11 protein-coding genes and 2 pseudogenes are annotated in these 22,255 nt (G+C 36.0%); 4 read left to right on the top strand and 9 right to left on the bottom strand.

What is annotated here, in order from left to right; translation table 11 throughout:
* Window positions 1–126: 126 nt before the first annotated feature.
* The 4 genes from MG290_RS05910 to MG290_RS05895 all read right to left on the bottom strand — a co-directional run bounded on the left by MG290_RS05910 (window position 127) and on the right by MG290_RS05895 (window position 9,020).
* The gene (locus MG290_RS05910; RefSeq protein WP_264562923.1) at window positions 127–4,263 is read right to left on the bottom strand and encodes an Eco57I restriction-modification methylase domain-containing protein; all 4,137 of its coding nucleotides are present in this window, start codon (window positions 4,261–4,263) and stop codon (window positions 127–129) included.
* Entirely contained in the window at window positions 4,263–7,652 is a 3,390-nt protein-coding gene (locus MG290_RS05905; RefSeq protein WP_264562922.1) for a helicase-related protein, read from the bottom strand. The genes MG290_RS05910 and MG290_RS05905 overlap by 1 nt, the downstream gene beginning before the upstream one ends.
* 459 nt (window positions 7,653–8,111) lie before the next feature.
* Window positions 8,112–8,504 (bottom strand): VOC family protein, encoded by a 393-nt coding sequence (locus MG290_RS05900; protein ID WP_264562921.1) that lies wholly within the window; start codon window positions 8,502–8,504, stop codon window positions 8,112–8,114.
* Window positions 8,505–8,519: 15 nt separating this feature from the next.
* Entirely contained in the window at window positions 8,520–9,020 is a 501-nt protein-coding gene (locus MG290_RS05895; RefSeq protein WP_264562920.1) for a ClbS/DfsB family four-helix bundle protein, read from the bottom strand.
* A gap of 538 nt (window positions 9,021–9,558) precedes the next feature.
* On the opposite strand from MG290_RS05895, the pseudogene ltrA (MG290_RS14860) reads away from it, so the two are divergent.
* Both ltrA (MG290_RS14860) and MG290_RS14855 read left to right on the top strand, forming a co-directional pair.
* Window positions 9,559–10,569 (top strand): annotated as a pseudogene (ltrA, locus tag MG290_RS14860) (group II intron reverse transcriptase/maturase); the annotation flags it as partial.
* Between the two features lie 18 nt (window positions 10,570–10,587).
* A complete protein-coding gene (locus MG290_RS14855) occupies window positions 10,588–11,067 on the top strand; it encodes a group II intron maturase-specific domain-containing protein (protein ID WP_442900787.1) in 480 nt (159 codons plus the stop codon).
* 76 nt (window positions 11,068–11,143) lie between these two features.
* Here MG290_RS14855 and MG290_RS05885 read toward each other — a convergent pair whose 3' ends face one another.
* Entirely contained in the window at window positions 11,144–11,833 is a 690-nt protein-coding gene (locus MG290_RS05885; RefSeq protein WP_264562919.1) for a dioxygenase family protein, read from the bottom strand.
* Between the two features lie 785 nt (window positions 11,834–12,618).
* Here MG290_RS05885 and ltrA (MG290_RS05880) point away from each other — a divergent pair.
* Complete coding sequence (gene ltrA, locus MG290_RS05880) at window positions 12,619–13,914, top strand: group II intron reverse transcriptase/maturase (RefSeq protein WP_264562918.1); 1,296 nt, start codon at window positions 12,619–12,621, stop codon at window positions 13,912–13,914.
* 78 nt (window positions 13,915–13,992) lie between these two features.
* Here the strand turns inward: ltrA (MG290_RS05880) and MG290_RS05875 are convergent, their stop codons facing one another.
* The 4 genes from MG290_RS05875 to MG290_RS05860 form a co-directional block, all read right to left on the bottom strand.
* A complete protein-coding gene (locus MG290_RS05875) occupies window positions 13,993–15,963 on the bottom strand; it encodes a DUF262 domain-containing HNH endonuclease family protein (protein WP_264562917.1) in 1,971 nt (656 codons plus the stop codon).
* Complete coding sequence (locus MG290_RS05870) at window positions 15,956–17,287, bottom strand: DUF262 domain-containing protein (RefSeq protein WP_264562916.1); 1,332 nt, start codon at window positions 17,285–17,287, stop codon at window positions 15,956–15,958. Before MG290_RS05870 ends, MG290_RS05875 begins: the two co-directional genes overlap by 8 nt.
* A gap of 207 nt (window positions 17,288–17,494) precedes the next feature.
* Window positions 17,495–18,247, bottom strand: a complete 753-nt coding sequence (locus MG290_RS05865) for a DUF4184 family protein (RefSeq protein ID WP_264562915.1) — start codon at window positions 18,245–18,247, stop codon at window positions 17,495–17,497.
* 191 nt (window positions 18,248–18,438) lie between these two features.
* Window positions 18,439–20,010: a hypothetical protein gene (locus tag MG290_RS05860; RefSeq protein WP_264562914.1), complete on the bottom strand. Its 1,572-nt coding sequence runs from the start codon at window positions 20,008–20,010 to the stop codon at window positions 18,439–18,441.
* A gap of 406 nt (window positions 20,011–20,416) precedes the next feature.
* On the opposite strand from MG290_RS05860, the pseudogene MG290_RS05855 reads away from it, so the two are divergent.
* Window positions 20,417–21,928, top strand: a pseudogene (locus MG290_RS05855) (IS1182 family transposase); the annotation flags it as partial.
* Between the last annotated feature and the right edge of the window lie 327 nt (window positions 21,929–22,255).

The following is a 22,255-nucleotide window of genomic DNA, read 5'->3' as shown; positions in this document are numbered from 1 at the left end:
TTTGAATGGTTGGGAAATTTTTTAAAAACAGTTTAGTCCTGCGTTGGCTTTGCAAGCTCTTTGACAAAGCTTTGGCCTGTGCTTGGGCTTGTGCGGCTTTGGCAATGTGCTTGCAAAATGCGTGGGCTAGTCTTCATCTTCTTCCGTTTCTTCTGTTATTAAAACTTCCTCATCCAATTCATCCAATACCATTTCTTCTTTGGCTTCTATGCCGTAAAGTTTGTTGACCATTTCGTCTATTTCGGCTTCTATGGGGCGGAGTTGGGAATTCATTTCTGCACGGTCTATTTCTCCTGCAAAATATTCTTTCTTGATAGCCAAGCATTCATCAAACTTCTTGTTAAAGACTTTTAATTCCTTCTCTGATGGGATTTTGATGGGGAGTTTTTTAATGTCATTTGTTGTAATATTTACAGATGAATTAAAAAATTCTCTCATAATCTTAAAGCCAATATAAGAGTTAACTAAACATACATAGAATTTGTCACCAATCCCAATTTCATCATATAGGGCCATTGAGCCAACATCGTTTATAGTATTGTCCTTTAAACGACACTTAAAATAAGTTGAATTAGGATTTAAAACATTTGTCCAACAAAAGCCATTACGGAAAAAGAAATTATATCCTTGCCATCTAGCGTCTTCAGCCGTGCTTAATTGCTTGACAGAATCCTCACTCCAATCAATAAGATAGGGTGTATCAACATACCATCTATTCCCTTCTTTATCACCTTTGTCATAAATGACAAAATATTTATCGCCCTTAATCCCGTTAAGTCTTTGATGTTCTGAAATATTATTAGAATCAAAGATCAAATTGTTGGGAGCGATCCGATACATATAACCTTTGCCAAAAATTTTAATGCCAAACATTTCCTTGATACCATCGAACAATTCCCAAATCTCCAACTCTTTTAAGTTATCTAAAACATTTTTAACATCATCAATGTATTCGCAATTACTAAGGAGTCCGAATTTCTGATTAATATTTGGTTCTACTTGAATAGCATTCCAGAGTTTTATTACTCTAGTTTCCTTACATTTATCTGCAAATCTGGTTCCTGATTTATAAGCAACATATCTGCCAACATTTCCTGTAACCAATCCTTGGCCACCATCTGTAATAACGCCAATTAAAGAAATTGAACCAACGGTTAATTGCTTGTGATGTTTTTTAATTACAATTCTGTTTTTTTCAATTTCTTTTGATGTTACAATTTTATCCCACCATAAATCATATTCAGGCCTTGCAGGAATTATTACTTTCTCTAATAATTGGCAATTGTATTCAGTTGGTGAAAACAATACATAATTAATAGCTTTTCGATAGGGTTCAAATGAAACTTTGAATTTTAGCAAAGTAGAGTTGGCATCTTTTAATACGTTGTCGCCATCGCAAATATGAGAGTTTTTCCACGTGGGAGTATCGTGTCCTAATGCTCCAAAAGTTCTATCTAATATACGTTCCCAACCCGATAGATTTTCTTTTGAAGTCCGTATCTGTTTCCATTCATCTTCCGAAATATTAAAGGATTCAGCATTTGGTTTTCTTATGTCAACGTAAACCATTTCGGGGTTATCAATAGCTCTTTCTTTTTTTACGGTGAATATGGCGGTGTCCACCAATGCTGCAAATGCTTTAGGTGTATTGATGATTTCTGTTACTCGGCATTCAGGTAAAAATTGGTTGTTGGCATTTTCCTTTTTTACGGGTATTAAACTTGCCTGAACCACTTTTTTATTACCAAACAAATCAGGATTAGAAACAGGTATATGTTCTTGCAACTGCTCACCAAACAAATCAGTTTGTCCTTCGGCTGCTTTACTGTCAGCAATGCCTAAGAAATGCATCCGCATATTCTTTTTTGTTTGCAGGGTAAGGAAAGTATCGGAAGTAATGTAACTCAACAAACCGCCTGATTTCAACAATTCCAAACCTCTAAAAGTAAAATGGTTATATAGGTCATCGCAATAGCCGTATTCTTCTTGCATTTTTTTTGTTAAGCCCATACTATTAATGAGCTTGTTGTTTACATAAGGTGGATTGCCAATAACAATATCAAATCCAGGGTTTTTACTTTCCTTATTGAAAATGCCAGGGAAAACTACACGTTCAATAAAGTAGTCTTTGATGGTGTTTTTGAATACAGCCAGTTCACCTAATTCTTTAGCTAAGGTTTCTACTTTTTTCTTTACTCTTTTTAATTCTGTTTCAGTTCCTCTATTAGTAGTTAAATGATTTACAGCATTTCGAGCAGAATTCAATTCTTTATTGACAAGTTCAGTTTTACTATCAACAACTTTTTCTAGTAATTTTACAATTTTGTCTTTGATATCTTCTTTTGTACCGTGTCTGTCGCTTTTGGCAATGAAATATTGGTTTTCGAGATTCACCAATTCTTTTAATAGTTTATCATTGTCAATCTGGTCAATTAGTTCATTTAGGTTCTTGTCTTTGTAAAAGCGGAACAAAGAGTTTTTCTTGTAAAACTTAAATTCAAGGTTGGGCAGAGGTTTCAGGTTGTAATTTTCTTTGCTAAAATCTACTCGTTGCTCCACAATTAATGAAAGCCAACAACGGAGTTTGGTTATTTCAATGGCATATTCCAACAAGTCCACACCAAACAAGCAGCTACGCAACAAGCCTAATTTTTTCACATAACGAATTTGTCCATCAGCAAACATTTCAGAAATATGCTCTCTGAATTCATCATCTTTCGATTTCATCATTTCTGCCACCCATACTTTACCTTCAGGGTCAACGGTGGTAAGTACCTGCATCATTTCTTCCAGCATACCCATTGGGAAAGCACCCGAACCACAAGCAGGGTCAAGGACGGTTGTTTCAAGAAGTTTCTTGATGATAGTTTTATTGTTCTCAGGCTTTATTTCCGTGTCCAGATGTTTCAATAAGGTGCTTCTGCACATATAAGAAACCACAGGTCGTGGGGTGTAAAAGGCTCCTGCATTTTTTCGGGCTGCTTCTTTGGTGTCATCGCTTTGTTCTGCCAATAGGTTTTCAAAAATTCTACCCAACATTTCAGGGTCAACGGCAATTTCTTCTTCCAGTGGCGTATTCTCTGCAATGGTGAATTTGTATCTTGAAAGTATGCTGTTCAATCCTTTTTCCGTATCTAATAATAAATGGTCGGGAACAGCAAAGGCATTGTTTACAATGTGGTTTCCTTTTCTATCAATTTCACACCAATCATTCGGGTGAATATCAAACAAGCCACCATTCAAATATGGCGAAAAGAAAATATGGTCTTTGATTTCCTTTTCTTTATCAAAATTGGCAGCATATACATCAAAGACTTTTTTATCACGGTCTTTTTTCTCACTGTTCAAAGCATTAAAAAAGAGATTTTGCAAGATGAATTTGTAATAGCCCGTGCCTTTGCTTTTGGGTTTTATCAGCTTATTTTCTTCTCCGTTTTCAAATTCAGGTAATAGCAAGTCATCTTTTACGACTTTGAGTTCTTTCAAAAACCAAATGAAAATTAATCGGGCAATCAGGCGAACGGTAAAATCTTTGTGCTTTTCAGAACCAGCATTTTGGTCAGGTATTTTAATGTCTTTAACTGCCTTGTTAAACCAAGCAATGATATCCTCATAAAATGTTTTGTTAAGAACGGAAATAGAGAATACGGACTGCCAGTAATAATACAATTGGGTAAAGCTTTTTACAGCTTTGTTACCTGTTGTAGGAATGACCAATTGTTTAAGAATGGCTAAATGTCCTCTGTGCGGTTGTTGTGTATCAATGTCTTTTAGCAATGAAACTTTTCCTATTTTCTCACCTTCTCGCCATTCCTGTTTGTAGGGTATGCGTTCGCTGTTAGCAAAAGAAATCAGGTTGTCATATTTGAAAATGATGGTAACAGGTGTATAAGGAAAAGTGCGGTTAAATGTCCTAGTGATTTCTGCCAAATGACTTCTGGTGATGGGCAAACCGTCTTTTCTGCTTTTAAGCGTTACACCAAAAAGTAACAAGCCGTCATAATCCGCTTTTAGTTTCTTAACTTCTGCTAAGTTTTTGAAAGTCTCTGTGCCATCAAAAATGGTATCATTTACCATACCTAAAGCATACACATCATCAATGAGTTTATGTGCTTCGTTGTTGGCTTTATAGCGTTCTCCTAAAATGTCGTTTGCCGTTGCGGGTTCGTCTGCCAAATAATCAACCGGCACTTTCAGTTCTTCAAAAAATGCTTTTAAAGCATCAATGAAGGGTTCGTTATGGAATTTTGAGATTGAATTCATTACTTACTTATGATAAACCAAGTGATTAAATCGAAATTGTCTTTATTGAATTTTTGCGAAGTAGAACCTTCGTTTTTTAGTTTTTGGATGGTAGTTTTGCTGCCTGATTTTAGTTTGTTCAACATATCCAGTGAAGCCTTTCCCATTTTTTGTTTTACTGTTCCATCTTCCTGAACCTCTTCTTCTGTTGCCTGACTTTTTAACCAAGTGCTCAATGCAGCAGATAAATGTTCAATGGATTTTGGTTCGCCTTGGTCAATGGCTTTTGGAACAAAGCGAATTTCGTCTTTGTGTTTTGCCAATGCGTCCAACACTTCTTTTTGGTTTAAGAATACTGATTTGCCCGAATGGTCGATGTAAATGAGTTCGTAACCTTTGTATTCAAAGTTTGTTGACTTAGTAGGTTTACTCGGATAACCTAGCAAAGCAATCATCCCTTCTTGCGGGCAAACTTCTTGATTGGCTTTAAAACCAGTGTAAATGCCGTTTGGAAGTGATTTATAAAATTGCTCGTTCTTACTTAACTCGTCTAACAACTCCTGACGGAAAGTTTCTAAAGAGAAGTCGTCAAAGCCCAATGATTTTTCGGTGTCAATTTCTTCCCAAGAAGATTGCATTTGTTCCAACATTCTTGCTTTTTGTTTCTGTTCCAAATTTTCATCTTCTGCCATTTCTTTGAATGTGTCAGAGAAATCTAAGTGAACTTCTGAGCCTGCCAATTTCATTGCAGCCATTCGCTGTTCTATTCTGCCTTGCAAATTCAAATAAGAATTGATGTTGTTTGATGGCCAAAAGTTGATTCCAAAAATTTTAGAGTTTGGCGAACCCAAACGGTCAATACGACCCATCCGCTGAATAACCCGAACGGGATTCCAATGAATATCATAATTGATTACCAAATCACAATCCTGCAAGTTTTGTCCTTCGCTTAATGCATCTGTTGCAATTAAAATGTCAATTGGGTTTTGCAGTTTTTCATAAGTCCGTTTGTCGTTTTCTGCAATCCACAATTGCCATTCGTCAAACTGCCTTTTCAAATCATTTTCTTTGTTGCTTGGCTCAAACTGCCATTCTTTCTCTCTGAACAGTTTGGTAAAAGGAGCAAAGCGTTCTAGTATTGGTTCGTAGCGTTTTGTTTCGCCTTCTTCATCCCAAACCATTGACGTGTCGCCACTAATGGCAGCCACCTTGTCAAAACCTCTTGCTTTTAACTGCTCAAAAAGATAAAAGGCAGTGTCTTTGTAAACCGTAAAAATCAAAACCTTTGAATTTCCGTGATTCTCACCCGACTGTCTTTTCTTTACAATTCGGTTTATTAGCGTTTCAAGTTTATCGTCTTCGCTACTGTGGTTGCGTGGTTTTTTGATTTCTTTGGCAATCTTTCTTTCAAACTGAATTAGGTTTGATTGGAGCAATTGCAAGGCTTCAATATCTGCTTTTAAATCCTTTTTGTAGTTTTCAATATTTCCAGAACGGTCAATGTCAACCAAACGAGTTTTACGTTTTTTGCCTAAGGTGAAATCTTCAATTTGAGCCAATATTTCATCATCATCAAATAGGGAAGGCTGTGATTCATTCCAGCCTGTTTCTTTTTTGGTTTCTTGATATTGTTTGATTCTGTCGAATGCATTTTGATGATGTGCCAAAATTTTCTCTACGGTTGATTGAAAAGAGAACCAAGAAGATTCAAGGCGTTTCACCAACAAGATATACATCATCTTCACCAAGAAATGGTCACGCTGCTTTTCATCGTGCAAAACATCTGCATCCTCAAATTCTTCAATGTAGAATGATGGTTGGTAGCCTGAAAGCATTGGCGGGAAATGGTCGAACAATTCTTCAAAGCTTTCAAAGTTTCCAATCTGTTTAGGTGTAACGAAAATATTTTCAGGTTTTGATTTGTTTGGAAATTCCAACCCGTCCTGATGACCTTCAATCATTTTACGAGTTCGGGCTACTGTTAAGGAATCTGTTAATTTGAAAAAGTTAGGTGGTAATTTTTTGATAAATTCACCAATTTTTGGTTCGGGGTCTTCCGTCCATTCGTTAAATGCTTTTTGTGCTGCTCTAAAAGTGTAATCAAGATTTTTAATGTCTAATGATTCTTCAAATCCTTTTGAGTTACCACTTACAATTAGTTTGAATTGATTTCTAATATCCATCAATGAATTATTGATTGGCGTTGCTGAAAGCATCAGCACTTTTACATCTTCATTTTGTGAAAGAATCAGGTCAACAAGAAATTTGTATCGTTTAGACTTGTCGTTTCGCAAATTGTGGCTTTCATCTATCACAAACAGTTTAGGCTTTTCATTGATGAAAAGTTTGTCTGCCCTGTCGTGGTATTTTTCCATCAAGCCTTCCGTTAAATCGGTATGGAATCTTAGGAAATATTCAAACTGGTCTTTCTCAAATTTAGAGTTTTGATTCTTCTGATAAATTCGCCAATTGTATTGTAATTTCTTAGGACAAATCAAAATCACTTCACGTCCTTGTAACTGATAGAATTTCATCACCGCCAAGGCTGTCCAAGTTTTACCCAAACCTACTGCATCGGCTAAAATGGCTCCGTTATATTTTTGAAGCATTTTAATCAAACTCAGAACGCCTTTCTGCTGAAATTCATAAAGCGAATTATATACGACTGTATTTTCAAGTCTCCCGATTTGGCGGTTGAATTCAGGGTTGTCTTTTTCAAGTAGGAGTTCGTCACCAAACAACTCAAAAAGCACTTTGAAATAAAGTTGCTTGGGTGAATACTCTGTGAAAATCTTTTTGATTTCGTCAATCAGATATTTTTTAAATGGAATACGATTTACTCCACCGTTGCCGTCAACAACGGTTTTATAGTCGTGGGCTTGTGGTCTTGACCACAAGCTGTCGAACCATTTTATTAACTCGTTGTATTGCGGGTCTGAACCAAAGCTGCCAATGTTCAATTCTACATTATTTGTTGTCTTTAAACCAACGCCCGCCTCTGTCAAATTTGAACTACCTGAAATATAATAGTCCTTTTGAGGGTCTTTGTCGTTGTGCTTGTATAAATACGCTTTTGCGTGGCAAAAGTTCGGCTCAAGTGTCTTTGCTTTTACTTTGTCAAGTTCCAGAAATACAACTGCTTCTTGTGCAACCTTACTTAGTTTTAAAGATGCGTCAATGTTTATTTCTTCATTGAGTAAGTCTAGTGCTCTGTCTTTGTCTGTGTCGAAGTTTACTATATCGCCAAGTATGAATTTGTATTCATCAATCTTGTCCTTTGTTTCTTTTGATAAATAAGCCAAAGCCCCAACTGTAAAATATCCTGTTACAATTGAAAGCTTTCCTGTCTGCGTATATTTTGAAATCCACTCGTGGACTTTAAGATTTTCGTTCTCGTTATCTAATATCATATGGCTAATTTATTCATTCTGATTGTATGTCCTTGTGCGTTGGCAAGAAAGTGGCTCTTTTGGCTTTGCGAAGGGTCGGCTTTGTGAGTTGGGGCAAAGCCAAATGTGCCACTTGCGGGGTGGCTCAAAATTGGTTTTAAAAAATGTGCGGTGGGAAAAAAATAAAAAACATAGGGTTGGTAATGAGTGTCGGCTTACTCGTTGTCCGCTTGAAATATGGTCTGTATGTTGTCCAACTGTCAAAATGGTTTGTCTTTGAGTTATTATTTAATTTATTGTCGTCTGTTCAATGGTTGCACTGTCTTCATACACTTGCCGGTAACGATCAAGTATAAGCGTAGTGCGGGATTACGAAGCCAATACTTTCCACTTTATCGATATGTTTATTAATAGTTAATAAGTTCCAATTTAGCACTTTAGCCCGCATTACGCTTATACAATGTTGTTCGTTCGTATTTTTTAATTTTTTATCGGTGTGCAAATTTCAATCAAAAATCCGTTATTGTCCAAAACATAGCCGACTTTTTGTCCCCAAGGTTTTTCAACAAATGGCTCAAATTCCGTTGCACCTGCATCAATCGCTTTCTTAAAATCCGATTCGATGTTTTCTGTTGTAAATGCCATTTCTACTCCGAATGGCTTTTTTGCTTTATCTATTTTTTCAAACCCTTGCTTAAAATTTGAGTTTCCGAGTTCAATAGAAGCAAAGGCAATTGTTGTTTCTCCTGAAATCAATTCTCCATAGTCGTTTTCAGGTGTTAAAAATTTCTTCTCAAAGCCAAATGCTCTTTTATAAAACTCAATCGTTTCGGCTACGTTTTCAACGTAAATTATCGTGTAAGCGTATTGCATATTAATTTATTGTTTTTAAAGTTTTTTCCATTTTCGCACTCTATTTCTGGCGTTTTTATACGGTGAAGAAGTGTTGAACTGTATCATTTTTCCTTTTGTCCATTTGTCGTACCAAGGTTTTTCATAAAGTTCTTTATTCGTATTATTTTCAATCAGCTTTAGTATTTTATCTACGGTTTGGTCTAATCTATTCAGCAACTCAGGAAAGTCAATATTTTCATAGTCTGAATAGAATTTTTGGGAAAGTTTTCCGAGTTCATTCCATTTGTATCCTGTTTCGGGAAAGTCAACAATTTCTCCGTTTTCTTTTTTTCGATTCCATTTTAATACCAATTCTCCCCAGCCAATGAGATAAGCAACCAAATCGGAAACACTCATTTTCGTTTCTTTGGCGTGTCCTTCGAGTTCTTTTTCTTTGGTCAGTTCTATTGGAATAGTTTCCAAGTCCTTCTTCAGTTTGGAATAGTTGTTTTTGATTTCAAAAATCAGTTCTTTTTTATTTTTCGGGACTGCCATTTCTTGGTTTTGGTATATGACGCACAACGGTTTAGTATATGAAAAGTAGGTGATTTCGAAGCACGAAATTTTCGATTAAACACAGACTTTGATACGAGCCAAAAGCTTTGATTTTACTAATATTTCGCCTATTTTTTATATACCTTGTGTGTGCCCTGCATATGCAGGACACACCCCGAAAGCTTTTCAAATAGTTCAAAAATACAAATTTAGTTTTATTGACCAAGTTTTCGGGGTGTTATTTTTCCAGAGGGTGCAAGTCCCTTACGGGCGGGACTAACAATCCGAACCGTTAGCACGTGGCAAGGTGGTTTACCGTGAGGTATGCACTAAAGGAAGCCAAACGGCAAAAATCTGTACCGACGAACAAAAAGTACATATGAGGCATAGCAATAAGGATGAGTATCCACAGCAATACGAAGTCCAAAACAGTGTTCTGAACATGTTATTAAATCAGATTATTGTTATGTAGATGTACCGGCGATAGATGGAAGGGAAAAGCATTTACCAGGAGGGCAGAGCGTAAAGAAAATGTCCGATGGACATTTTTAGCGAACGAGCCAGCAGGCGGGCGGGCAAAAGATTACGAGTTAATCACAAAGAGAAGTCAGCAGAGGTCATAGTACTTGAAGGCAAACGAGGTGCGAATAGATACCGCATAGGACTCACAGTCAAGGAAGGACTGAACGTAAAGAGGTTTTTAATGAGTATAGTAGCCCTACTTAACGAAAACAGGTTAAAACAAGCTAAAATGATAACAAGAGTAGTACAACCGTTTAATCTTCAAAAAGCATTGGAACACGTTATTGCCAATAAAGGCAGTGCGGGTGTTGATGGTGTTTCTATCCGAGAACTCCGCAAGGTGTTTTCTGAAAAGAAACTACAACTGATTGAAGACATCAAACACGGAAACTACCAAGTACACCCCATTTTAGGTATCGAAATTCCGAAAGGAAACGGAAACACCCGATTATTGGGTGTTCCCACCACTACAGAACGTGTGTTGCAACAAGCCGTAGCACAAACCCTTGCACCACTTTTTGAACCCGAATTTAGTAATTATAGTTTTGGTTTTAGACCCCAGAAGAATGCCCGACAAGCTGTTGGACAATCTAGGGAATACATCCATTCAGGGCTCAATCACATTGTGGATATTGACCTGAAAAACTTCTTCGATGAAGTTGACCACTGCTTGGTGCTGAATTTAATCTATCAAAAAGTAAAGTGCAAAGCTACAATGCAACTCATTCGCAAATGGCTCAGAGCACCGATTAAAATCAACGGAAAGCTACAAAAGAGAAGAAAAGGCGTTCCGCAAGGAAGTCCCTTAAGTCCGCTATTGTCGAACATTTTACTGCATTAATTGGATAAGGAAATGACCCGAAGAGGACACAAATTTGTACGTTATGCGGATGATTTTAGTATCTATTGCAAAAGCCACAATCAAGCCAAAGCTACGAGAGTGGTAATTGAGAAGTTCCTGAAAAACAAGCTCAAATTAACTATAAATGAAGAAAAGAGCGGTATTAGAAAACCAATCAACTTCACAATTTTGGGTTTTGGGTTCGTGCCTACGTACAAAAAAGGAAGCAAGAATCAATACCAACTCATCGTTTCGGAAAAGGCATGGAAGAAACTAAAACAGCGACTCAAAGCCATAACCCGAAAAACTACACCAGCCACGTTTGAAGAACGTATTACCAAGATAAAAGAAGTGCAACGAGGATGGTTGAACTATTTTCAAGGCACGAGTATTTTGGGCAAATTACGAGATTTAGATGGTTGGTTAAGAAACCGACTGCGCTATTGCATTTGGCACCATTGGAAGAAACCCGAAAGGAAAAGGAAAAACCTGATTCGATTGGGCGCCAGCCAAGACCACGCCTACGCTTGGAGCAGAACGAGAAAAGGTGGTTGGGCAATTGCGCAGAGCCCTATTTTAGGAACAACCATTACTTTACAACGCTTGAAGAAAAGGGGGTATATTTCCTTAACCGAATTATATTTAGAGCTTAATCCATCTCTTTGCGAACCGCCGAGTACGTGACCCGTACGCTCGGTGGTGTGAGAGGCGCACTCCGTCAGTTATTGGCGGAGCCGTCTACTCGATTGTGTGCAGTATTTTATACTACAATTGTTTTTAACAAAGTATATCCATCAGTAGTATTTCCAGTCAAGGAATCAAGCATATTACCATCAAGGCTATCAGAAAAAACATTGTCACTTTCATTTAGTGTATCAGCTTCTCCATTGTAACCCGTTGTTGCATAAACCGTATCACAAATATCTTTAGGAAATGCAATTTGCGTAACACGCAACGAATTTTCATTTGAATCCAATATTTCTACGTGAATATGAGGTGCTCTGCCCATATACCAACCTGGAAAAATACTTATGAACGAAACTTGTCCATTAGAATCCGTTGTTTGTCTTCCACGTAAGAAATCTTCATTTGTATAATCTGTTTGTTGCATTTGAGTTCCACCATACTGCGAGTAGTTTCCTTCCGCATCACAATGCCATAAGTCAACTAATACTCCAGAAAGTGGGTTGCAATCGTCACTTTGGTCTTGAACTGTAAGTGTAATAAGTAATGCCACACCAGTTCTATTACCAATTATATTTGCTTGAGCCAATTGAGCTGGTGTTATAATTGGAAATGGCCCAGCTGTTTCACTTGGGGATAAATCACAATCTCCTGTAGTTGTAGAGTTGTTGTCGTCATCATTTGAGCAAGAGGTTATAACTGTTGGTAAAGCAACAATAGTCCCTAATCCAACCAATCCTTTCTTTAAAAATTTTTTTCTGTCCATATTATGTCATTTTTAGTAATACGTTTTTTGTTCTGTTATATTGCACACAACGGTTTGGGTATTGCCGAAGGCGGGGGATTTTGTGCCTCAACTTCAAGGAGAATACCATAGTTCAAATATAGTAAAAAACTTCAAAAGAATACCTTCAGCCCCGCTTTTGGCAATACCTTGTGTGTGCCCTGCATATGCAGGACACATCCCGAAAGCTTTTCAAATAGTTCAAAAATACAAATTTAGTTTTATTGACCAAGTTTTCGGGGTGTTATTTTTCCAGAGGGTGCAAGCCCCTTACGGGCGGGACTAACAATCCGAACCGTTAGCACGTGGCAAGGTGGTTTACCGTGAGGTATGCACTAAAGGAAGCCAAACGGCAAAAATCTGTACCGACGAACAGAAAGTACATATGAGGCATAGCAATAAGGATGAGTATCCACAGCAATACGAAGTCCAAAACAGTGTTCTGAACATGTTATTAAATCAGATTATTGTTATGTAGATGTACCGGCGATAGATGGAAGGGAAAAGCATTTACCAGGAGGGCAGAGCGTAAAGAAAATGTCCGATGGACATTTTTAGCGAACGAGCCAGCAGGCGGGCGGGCAAAAGATTACGAGTTAATCACAAAGAGAAGTCAGCAGAGGTCATAGTACTTGAAGGCAAACGAGGTGCGAATAGATACCGCATAGGACTCACAATTAAGGAAGGACCGAACGTAAAGAGGTTTTTAATGAGTAACGGAACGCATAGTAGCCCTACTTAACGAAAACAGGTTAAAACAAGCTAAAATGATAACAAGAGTAGTACAACCGTTTAATCTTCAAAAAGCATTGGAACACGTTATTGCCAATAAAGGCAGTGCGGGTGTTGATGGTGTTTCTATCCGAGAACTCCGCAAGGTGTTTTCTGAAAAGAAACTACAACTGATTGAAGACATCAAACACGGAAACTACCAAGTACACCCCATTTTAGGTATCGAAATTCCGAAAGGAAACGGAAACACCCGATTATTGGGTGTTCCCACCACTACAGAACGTGTGTTGCAACAAGCCGTAGCACAAACCCTTGCACCACTTTTTGAACCCGAATTTAGTAATTATAGTTTTGGATTTAGACCCCAGAAGAATGCCCGACAAGCTGTTGGACAATCTAGGGAATACATCCATTCAGGGCTCAATCACATTGTTGATATCGACCTGAAAAACTTCTTCGATGAAGTTGACCATTGTTTAGTACTGAATTTAATTTATCAGAAAGTAAAATGCAAAGCTACCCTGCAACTCATACGTAAATGGCTCAGAGCACCGATTAAAATCAACGGAAAGCTACAAAAGAGAAGAAAAGGCGTTCCGCAAGGAAGTCCCTTAAGTCCGCTATTGTCGAACATTTTACTGCATCAATTGGATAAGGAAATGACCCGAAGAGGACACAAATTTGTACGTTATGCGGATGATTTTAGTATCTATTGCAAAAGCCACAATCAAGCCAAAGCTACGAGAGTGGTAATTGAGAAGTTCCTGAAAAACAAGCTCAAATTAACTATAAATGAAGAAAAGAGCGGTATTAGAAAACCAATCAACTTCACGATTTTAGGTTTTGGGTTTGTGCCTACGTACAAAAAAGGAAGCAAGAATCAATACCAACTCATCGTTTCGGAAAAGGCATGGAAGAAACTAAAAGAGCGACTCAAAGCCATAACCCGAAAAACTACACCAGCCACGTTCGAAGAACGTATTACCAAGATAAAAGAAGTGCAACGAGGATGGTTGAACTATTTTCAAGGCACGAGTATTTTGGGCAAATTACGAGATTTAGATGGTTGGTTACGTAACCGACTGCGCTACTGCATTTGGCATCATTGGAAGAAACCTGAACGAAAGCGGAAAAACCTGATTCGATTGGGCGCCAGCCAAGACCACGCCTACGCTTGGAGCAGAACGAGAAAAGGAGGTTGGGCAATTGCACAAAGTCCTATTTTAGGAACAACCATTACTTTACAACGCTTGAAGAAAAGGGGGTATATTTCCTTAACCGAATTATATTTAGAGCTTAATCCATCTCTTTGCGAACCGCCGAGTACGTGACCCGTACGCTCGGTGGTGTGAGAGGCGCACTCCGTCAGTTATTGGCGGAGCCGTCTACTCGATTATGGGCTGCCCCGTTTATCTTGTTAGTAATTCAGTCATTTTTTCGCAGTGTTCTTTTATTTCATTATGATTATTCGAACCGTTTGTGTCCCAATGCTCATATTCCATCATAATTCGTTGTTTTATACTGTCAATTGTTGAACTTCCTGTATAATAATCTTTCTTTGCTGTTGGCATAAAATTACTCAAACGAGAATTTTTACTACCGCTAATAAGGCAGAGATTTCCAAAATTGTCTAACCAATCAGCATCTTGTCCTTTTAAGATTAAGTTTTCGTCAATAGGGTGTTGTGGATAATAATGCTCTACCGAACTTCTAAAAGTGTATTCAAAATCTTTCACACGATTGTCTGTAAATGCTTGTCCATTCTTGATTTTGAAATAATTTTTGTTAGTCCTATAATCTTGCCACAACAAATAATCAAGGTAATTAAAAATAAAGTTTTCTACTGCTGTTCCTTGATTGAGTTTGTTAATTTCAATGTCTGTTTCAGAATTTTTGTGTTGTCCGTTGTTTGTATAAATTATTTCATAAAAATCTCTTTGATTAACGGCTAAATATCTGTCATTTAAAAATGATTTTGCAAGATTTTCAAGATATGATTTATAATCGTTTGCCAAGTTAGTTCCCGAATATTCTACAACGAACTTCAAGGAAGCGTTTAACCAATGTTTGTAAACCAATGTTGGATTTGAAACGTGAAACATTGATAACAACATCAAAATTTCTCTATTAGCACCGTCATTGGTTTCTACATTATCCGCATCAAAAGTATTTACATAACTAACTTTATTTCCGTCATACCATTTCAATCGTTTCAAGCTCCAATGGTCAGAACCTTTTGCAAACTCTCTTTTTATAACATATTTATCAAAATAGAATTTCCCTTTCAACAAATTGTAACCAAATTGTTTTACAAATTCTTTTTTACCCTCAGCTTTCAAATAGGGTTCAAACAATTCCAAAAGTCGTTTGTCGTCTAATGGAACGTCGAATTTTGTTTGTATTCTTAAAATGTGAAGTAAGAAGTTTGCAAAATTGATAATTGTATTAAATCTATCTGGGCTTTCGTCAGTAGTGCTTGAATTATCAGAAATAGGTTTTGCTGTTTTTAAAAGAAGTTGGCTAATAGTCAGAGTTTCTTCTGAAGTTTGATTAGCTGTTGGAATTTGTAATTTCTGATATAAATCGTCTTTACCAACTAAATTGTTCCAATCATTTTTACCAAATAGTTCATCTCTTTGTGCAACTGAAAAACCGTATTGAACATATTTTTCCATATTTGAAGTTGCTTCCCAAATCAAGTTGAAAGCATATTTCAAATTGTCGTCTTCCAAAATTTCAAGCATTTTTGCTTTTAAAATTTCGTGTTTTTCTAATTGTTCTCCACGACTATTCATTATTTCAAAATAATGGTTCAAGTCTGTGTCTTCTGGAACTAAAACACGCAAGATTGTAACCTTATCAAAAAAGTAATTGCAAAATTCATCAATAGACAAATCATTGTCAGCTAATATTTTCGCTAATGATTTTTTTGCATCATAATAACCTTGTTGAATAGCAACATTACATTCTTTATTGTCTAAACTTTCATCTTTAAAAAGATATGAAAGTGTGTTTGACGCAATTTTACGGCTGTCAAAAGACAAATTGAGTTTTTTATACCAAGATAAATCAATCGTTGAATATTCATTTTTGATTACATTCAACAATATGGTTAATGTTGTTAAGCGTTGTTGTCCGTCTATGGTTTCATAGTTTACGCTTCCCTCTAATTTTCTTTCGTAAGCAATCAAAGAACCAATGTAGTATTTAGGTTTATTCTCTGATACTTTGCTTTTAAGAATGTAATCTACAATGTCTTGAATAAGTTGAGTTATTTGAGGCTCTCCCCATTCGTAATTTCTTTGGTAGATTGGAATTACATAATCGTCTGAACCCAATAATGTTTTTATATTGTAATATTTCGGCTGTTTATCATTCATAATATTTCAAACGCTTGAATTGTTCAACAATTAGTTCTGTTTTGCTTGATTTGTTTTCTTTTAAAGTCTCAAGTCGTAAGTTTAATATGTCATTAGGTTTAATCGTTTCTTTCATTTTCTTGAATAGCTGAATTTGAGAATGTCCTTGATTTAGAGCAAAATTATCAACAGAATCAATGCCAACTGCTTGTAACTTCAAACGTAATGTATATGCCCAAACAAAAATTTTATCAATAGCTTTTGATAAATCTTTATCCCCAAATTTGTCTATGTAATAAATTAAACCACAATTAAACAAGTTGCGAATATATTTGTCGCCTGTGCGGAAACTACCGTCATACGTTTTGATTGTGTTTAAAATAGGATATTTTTCACTCATTTCTTTTGACTTTACATTATCAATCATCATTTGATAATGTTCTATCATTTCAAAAAATCGTTTTCCGTTTATAATAGTTTCATCTATTTGAAAAGGGAAAGTCATTTCTCGTTTGTCTATATTTCTGTGAAATGAGCTGTTGTATTCTTCAACATAAAAATGAGCAATGCGAAGCATTGATGCAAAAGGATAATTTTCTTCAATGTCGGGACTTACACCTTTGAAAACATCAACTTCATTTTTTGAAAAATATCGTGCTGAATGTCCTTTGCTCCAATTTCTAATTCTGAATAAATACTGTGAAAATAGTTTTGAAAGTTTTGCTGTGTCCAAACTTTCCCATTTTTCAACAGTCTTTTTGCGTTCTTCTTCCGTTGAAAAATTATTCATTTCTCGCAAGTGAAATGCCTTTAACAAGTCGTGTGGTTCAAGATCTTTACCTCTTGAATTTTGAGAATCAAAAAACTGAAATGCTTCTGAAATATCATTCAATACCACTTCTACCAAAGTGCATTTTTCCAAGAAGAACCATATTGACTTTTCGTCAAAATCTGCAATTCGTCTTTCGATTTGTTTGTAGTTGTTTTGGATATTTGCTTTTGAAATGTCATTAGCAAAAGATAAATTCAAAAGTTTAGGGTCAAAACTTTTTAAGGCTTTTTCTTCTTCTGTCGTTTTGTTTTGTTTTTGAGTTATTGCATAAGCAATCAATGTCAAAGTAATTGTTCGTTGTTGTCCGTCAACAATGTCAGAAATATTGTCGTGATTGTGAACCACAAGCGTTCCTAAACGATATTCTGATTTTTCTTTGTGTATTAGAATGTCGTCAATAAGTTGATTGACATTTTTCGTTGTCCATTTGTAAGGACGTTGGTAACTTGGAATTTGTAAAGAGTCATTTGTAAGCAACTCTCTTACTTTTATTATTTTCGGTTTATTTTCCATTGTGTTTTAAAATCGAATGTCGGGTTGCTCGGTCGTGGGGTTGCCCATAACGGTCTGGGCTATACGTAGTGCGGGATTTGAAAGCTGAAAGTTTCAAATCGGCACGGAGTAGAGCGTAGCCGTTGAATATTTTAAATTTTCACTAAATATACAAAAGGCGAAGCGAATTACAAGACGAAAATTTCAAATTTCACACTTAACCCCGCATTATGTATAGCCATTGTTACCACCAGTTATTTTTTTACTTTTTGTCAGCCAAGGTGTTATTGTTAGTGAAATTAGTCCTGCGGAAATTGCTGTCACAATTACGTTTCCGTATTGTTTTAAGTCAAGTCCACTCAAAAGTCTGATTGAAATAATTGTCGAGGTCAGTCCAACTAAAATTGCCCAGTATTTCAGATTTATATTGTCGTTTTCAGTCTTACTTTGAGGTAGTTTATAAATGGCAAAAGCAATTATAAGTCCACCGAGTAATGTTGAAGAGTGTTGTAATATTTTTAGAATGGGAATTTGTCTACCTAAAAAATCAACCACGTTTTGTAACGCAGGAATGGTCTGAACAAAATAACCGTGGTCGTGAGTAAAACTGTCCCAAAAAATGTGTGAAGAGCCTCCGATTAAAATCGAAATAGACACTACTATCCAATTTTTTTTGAAATGTTCGTTCCAGTCAAACTTTTGGAAAGACAAAAATCGTGATTTTAAAAATGTCGGCAAGTTGTCGAAAAGTCTGTCACGTACAATGCTGTGAAATAAAAAAGCGAGTATTAGTCCTAGTGGTAAGTCAAACCAAAAAAGTCCTTCAATTGTATGACTGAATTCGCTTTTAATTCTCATTCTTATAAAATATTCGAAGTCAGGAGTGAGGCTTCCAATTACAAGTCCAGTCAGCGAAAACCAATGTCTTGGTAAAAAAGTCAATGGTAGTATTATTGCTGGGTGTGAAAATGTAAAAGGCATTTATTATTCGTCTGTTTGCTTATTCTTCTCGGGTTTGTTTTTTAATTGGTGGTAACGGTCGTGGCTATGAGCAGTTGGGGATTTTTCGCCCTGACTTTTCGGTTTAGCATTGACCTTGATTTCTTTACTTATTTTTAATATAATCACTTAAACCCCAATTGCTTATAGCCGTTGTTGTGGTGCGTATTTTTTTATATCGGGAATCCTTCTCTCCGTAATTCACTTTTCTCTTGTTCATTAAAGTTCTTTTTGACTAAGTCCATTCTAGTTTTAACTTCCCTTTTTTGTCTGACCCAACTGTATAAATCTCCCATTAGAGAATAAGTTGAAAACCAATGACCTTCCGGATTTATTGATTTATTATATCGGAATTCTTTCCACTCATCTGTTCTATCTTTTTGCCTTGTTCTTATTCTACCAAGTGGACGCTCTTCTTCAAATACAAGAAACCAAACATCAACAATATCCTGTTGTACTTCATCAGGAAGCTCGTCAATTCTATCCCTAATTGAATGGTTGAATCTATTTTGAAAATGAGCTTTTTCAGGATTCTCTGCTTCTAAAAGGTCGTTTACAAATCTATTAGCTGTGTCAATTGGCGTTCTGCTTTTTGAAGACAAGTCGAAAATGTCATTGATTTTCTCCATAACGTCTAGTTTTTTGCCTGATTTGTTTGCCTTTTTAATTCCTTGAATCCAAGTTCCAAGTCGCACACCTTTGTATTCATATCTCTGGCTAAGTCCGATATTTTCGCCTTCGTCTACAGCTTCTTGTAGCAATTTTAGTTTTGTGCTGTCTTTCCATTCCTGCCATAGTTTATGAGCATCACCAAAATAAAAATGTTCCTTTCTGAGCAGTTCTTCGTGTTCAGGTGGTAAAATTTTGTTTTTGTAGTAAATCTTTTGTTTTAAGTACCAATTATATAATGACGGATTTTTATAATCTCTTGGAACAACAACACTATATTTTTCTCCTTTGTCTTTATTCTCTTTTTTGAACTCCTTAAATAGCTCAAAAAAATCAGGCCAAGAGTTTAAGTATTCTTGTGTTATCGCAGGTATATAGTCTGAATTATTATTATTTGAAGGTGGTTTTGTTTCAATTTTGCCTAGTGAATTTTTATCAAACTTGGTTTTCTTTCTTTTAGCAAAGGTTTTTTTATTTGACTTGACAAATTCGTATTCAGCATTTGTTTGAGATTCTGGCCATATAAAACCTGATTCTTCTAGGTCTTTTAATACTTCTTGTGTTAGTTTCTGTACGTTCTTATCAGTGCCTTTTAAAATTGGCTCGAAATATTCTTCAAATTGTCTTACTAGTTTTTTCCCTTGCTGATTTGTCTTTGAAAACTCAAAAAGGGTTGAAGCTTCTATATTATCAAAGAGCCCAAAACTTGTCAAGTTTGATGAACCGGTGACAAAGCGATAATTATGTTTGCCTTTGAAAAAATAGATTTTTGGATGAAACATTATTTGGTCTTCTGTGCAGAAAATCCAAGTTTCAATATTGTTGTCGATTAAAAATTGAAGAGATTCTCTTGAAGTTCCTTTTCTTACAATTCCAAGATAGAATTTTAATGACTGAAACCTTTTTGAAGCTTCAAGTAGTTCTTCCTTAATTCGATTAATTCCTGACATTTTCGTAAATCCCGAGAATCCAATAAATGAGTAGTAGTCGTCATTTTTAAAAGAGTCAATCATATAGTGTCCAACCGTATTGGTATGGTCTTTATGAAGTCCGTGTCCTAAAAATTCAACTCTCATTTCGTTTTTTTATATGCACCACAACGGTCTGGGCTATACGTAGTGCGGGATTTGAAGACTGAAAGTTTCAAATCGGCACGGAGTAGGAGCGTAGCCGTTGAATAGTTTAAATTTTCACTAAATATACAAAAGGCGAAGCGAAAAACAAGACGAAAATTTCAAATTTCACACTTAACCCCGCATTATGTATAGCCTTTGTTGGCTACAGTTTTGTGTTTTGCGTGCTTTTCGGTTAGTTTTTGTGCGTTTTTTAGTGAAAAAATCACATAAATTTTAGATTTCATTGCTAAATTCATATTTCGTTGAATTTTTTCCGCTGTTGAAGCTGTCCGAAAAGTCGGACAGCTTTTTTTTGTTGTATTTTTTCTCCAAAATAATTATCTTAGAGTTGCACAAAAAACCAACAATGGCTAAGGTAGTTTTTAAAAATCAAACAGGCAATAGTCCTGAACTTTTTCCGATTAATATTTTTGATAAAATCCCTAATAATCACCCTGTTCGATTAATCGAAGAGGTCGTTAACTCGTTGGATATTAGCAATATAATTAAGTTGTACAAAGGAGGTGGTACCTCTGCATATCATCCAAGAATGATGATTAAAGTGTTGTTTTACAGCTATTTGTCAAACGTTTATTCTTGCCGGAAAATAGCTAAAGCACTCACCGAAAACATCTATTTCATGTACATTTCGGGCAACTCTACGCCTGATTTCCGAACCATTAACGACTTTCGAGGGAAAATATTAAAAAATCATATTCAACAACTATTTGCCGAAGTAGTGAAAATGCTGGTTGAAATGGGCTATGTAAGTCTTGATATTCAGTACATTGATGGAACAAAAATCGAAGCCAAATCGAATCGTTATACTTTTGTTTGGAGAGGTTCGATTGAAAAATACAAGGAAAAATTAGAAGTTAAAATCAACACGATTCTTTCAGATATCGAAAGTGCTATTCAGTCTGATAATCAAGAAATTAACAAAGAAGAATTACCTAAAAGCATCAATTCGGAAGAACTTCGGGAGAAGCTATCGATCTTGAATAAAAAGCTGAAAGAACCCACTAAAAAACAGGCAAAAGAGCTACAAAAACTTCAGGATGAGCATCTTCCAAAATTAGAAAAATACGAAAAAGACCTAGAAACTTTAGGCGATAGGAATTCTTACAGCAAAACCGACCCTGACGCTACTTTTATGCGGATGAAGGAAGATCACATGAAAAACGGACAGCTTAAACCGGCTTATAATACGCAGATTTCAACTGAAAATCAGTTTATTACCCACGTTTCCATCCATCAAAAACCGGGGGATACCACGACTTTGGAATCGCATCTTGATGGTTTTGAAAATCTCTATGGAAAACAAAGCAAAGATGTGGTTGCCGATGCAGGTTATGGAAGCGAAGAAAATTACGAAATGCTTGAAAATAAAAGCATTAAAGCCTACGTGAAGTACAATTATTTTCACAAAGAAGCGAAACGGACGATGAAAAATAATCCGTTTTTGGTTCAGAATTTATTCTACAACAAAGAACAAGATTTTTACGTTTGTCCGATGGGTCAACGAATGGAAAATGTTGGCAAAGGAAAACGAATTTCGAGCAACGGACACGAATCGCAAGTGTCTTATTATCAGGCAAAAAACTGTAATAATTGTCCGCTTCGAGAGCAATGCTTCAATGCAAAAGGTAATCGCAGAATAGAAGTCAATCACCGGTTGAATGAGCTTAAAGAAAAGGCTCGAAATTTATTAACGAGCGAGAAAGGGCTGGAACATCGCAGTAAACGCCCTATAGAAGTAGAGGCTGTTTTTGGGCAACTCAAGCACAATAATGATTTTAATAGATTTACATTCAAAGGCTTAGAGAAAGTAGAATTAGAATTTCTACTGATGGCTCTTGGACATAATTTTAGAAAAATGGTGGCTGTAGCAGTTGCGGGAAGAAAAACGGTATTCAAACGCCGTATTTTTGGTTCTAAACTTGTCATTTTTGTCGAATTTAGATGCTATCAGCGGTCTTTATTTCAAAAAAAGCAAGAAATTAACTTTAGTGATGATGTTGAAAAGTTAGTAGTATAACAAAGAGGCTATCCTTTTTGGACAGCCTCTTTAGTTTTTTTCGACTTAATTTTTTCGAACGATTTTATTAATTCTTCAGCTCTGAACAGTCAAATTCCGTTTAGTAATTTCACGTTTTTTCCGAAATTTTCGTTTGCTACAAATTTCCGTAATCTATTTTACGTTCAT

The organism is Flavobacterium sp. CBA20B-1 (assembly GCF_028473145.1).
Classification (GTDB): Bacteria; Bacteroidota; Bacteroidia; order Flavobacteriales; family Flavobacteriaceae; genus Flavobacterium.
The sequence above is the reverse complement of the archived record's forward strand: the minus strand, read 5'-3'. Positions and strand labels throughout refer to the sequence as shown.

Coding starts and splice junctions, on each gene's coding strand:
- MG290_RS05865 (WP_264562915.1), bottom strand. CDS start 18,247: ATGCCTTTTACATTTTCACACCCAGCAATAATACTACCATTGACTTTT.
- MG290_RS05910 (WP_264562923.1), bottom strand. CDS start 4,263: ATGAATTCAATCTCAAAATTCCATAACGAACCCTTCATTGATGCTTTA.
- MG290_RS05875 (WP_264562917.1), bottom strand. CDS start 15,963: ATGAATGATAAACAGCCGAAATATTACAATATAAAAACATTATTGGGT.
- MG290_RS05885 (WP_264562919.1), bottom strand. CDS start 11,833: ATGGACAGAAAAAAATTTTTAAAGAAAGGATTGGTTGGATTAGGGACT.
- MG290_RS05905 (WP_264562922.1), bottom strand. CDS start 7,652: ATGATATTAGATAACGAGAACGAAAATCTTAAAGTCCACGAGTGGATT.
- MG290_RS05895 (WP_264562920.1), bottom strand. CDS start 9,020: ATGGCAGTCCCGAAAAATAAAAAAGAACTGATTTTTGAAATCAAAAAC.
- ltrA (WP_264562918.1), top strand. CDS start 12,619: ATGATAACAAGAGTAGTACAACCGTTTAATCTTCAAAAAGCATTGGAA.
- MG290_RS05860 (WP_264562914.1), bottom strand. CDS start 20,010: ATGAGAGTTGAATTTTTAGGACACGGACTTCATAAAGACCATACCAAT.
- MG290_RS05870 (WP_264562916.1), bottom strand. CDS start 17,287: ATGGAAAATAAACCGAAAATAATAAAAGTAAGAGAGTTGCTTACAAAT.
- MG290_RS05900 (WP_264562921.1), bottom strand. CDS start 8,504: ATGCAATACGCTTACACGATAATTTACGTTGAAAACGTAGCCGAAACG.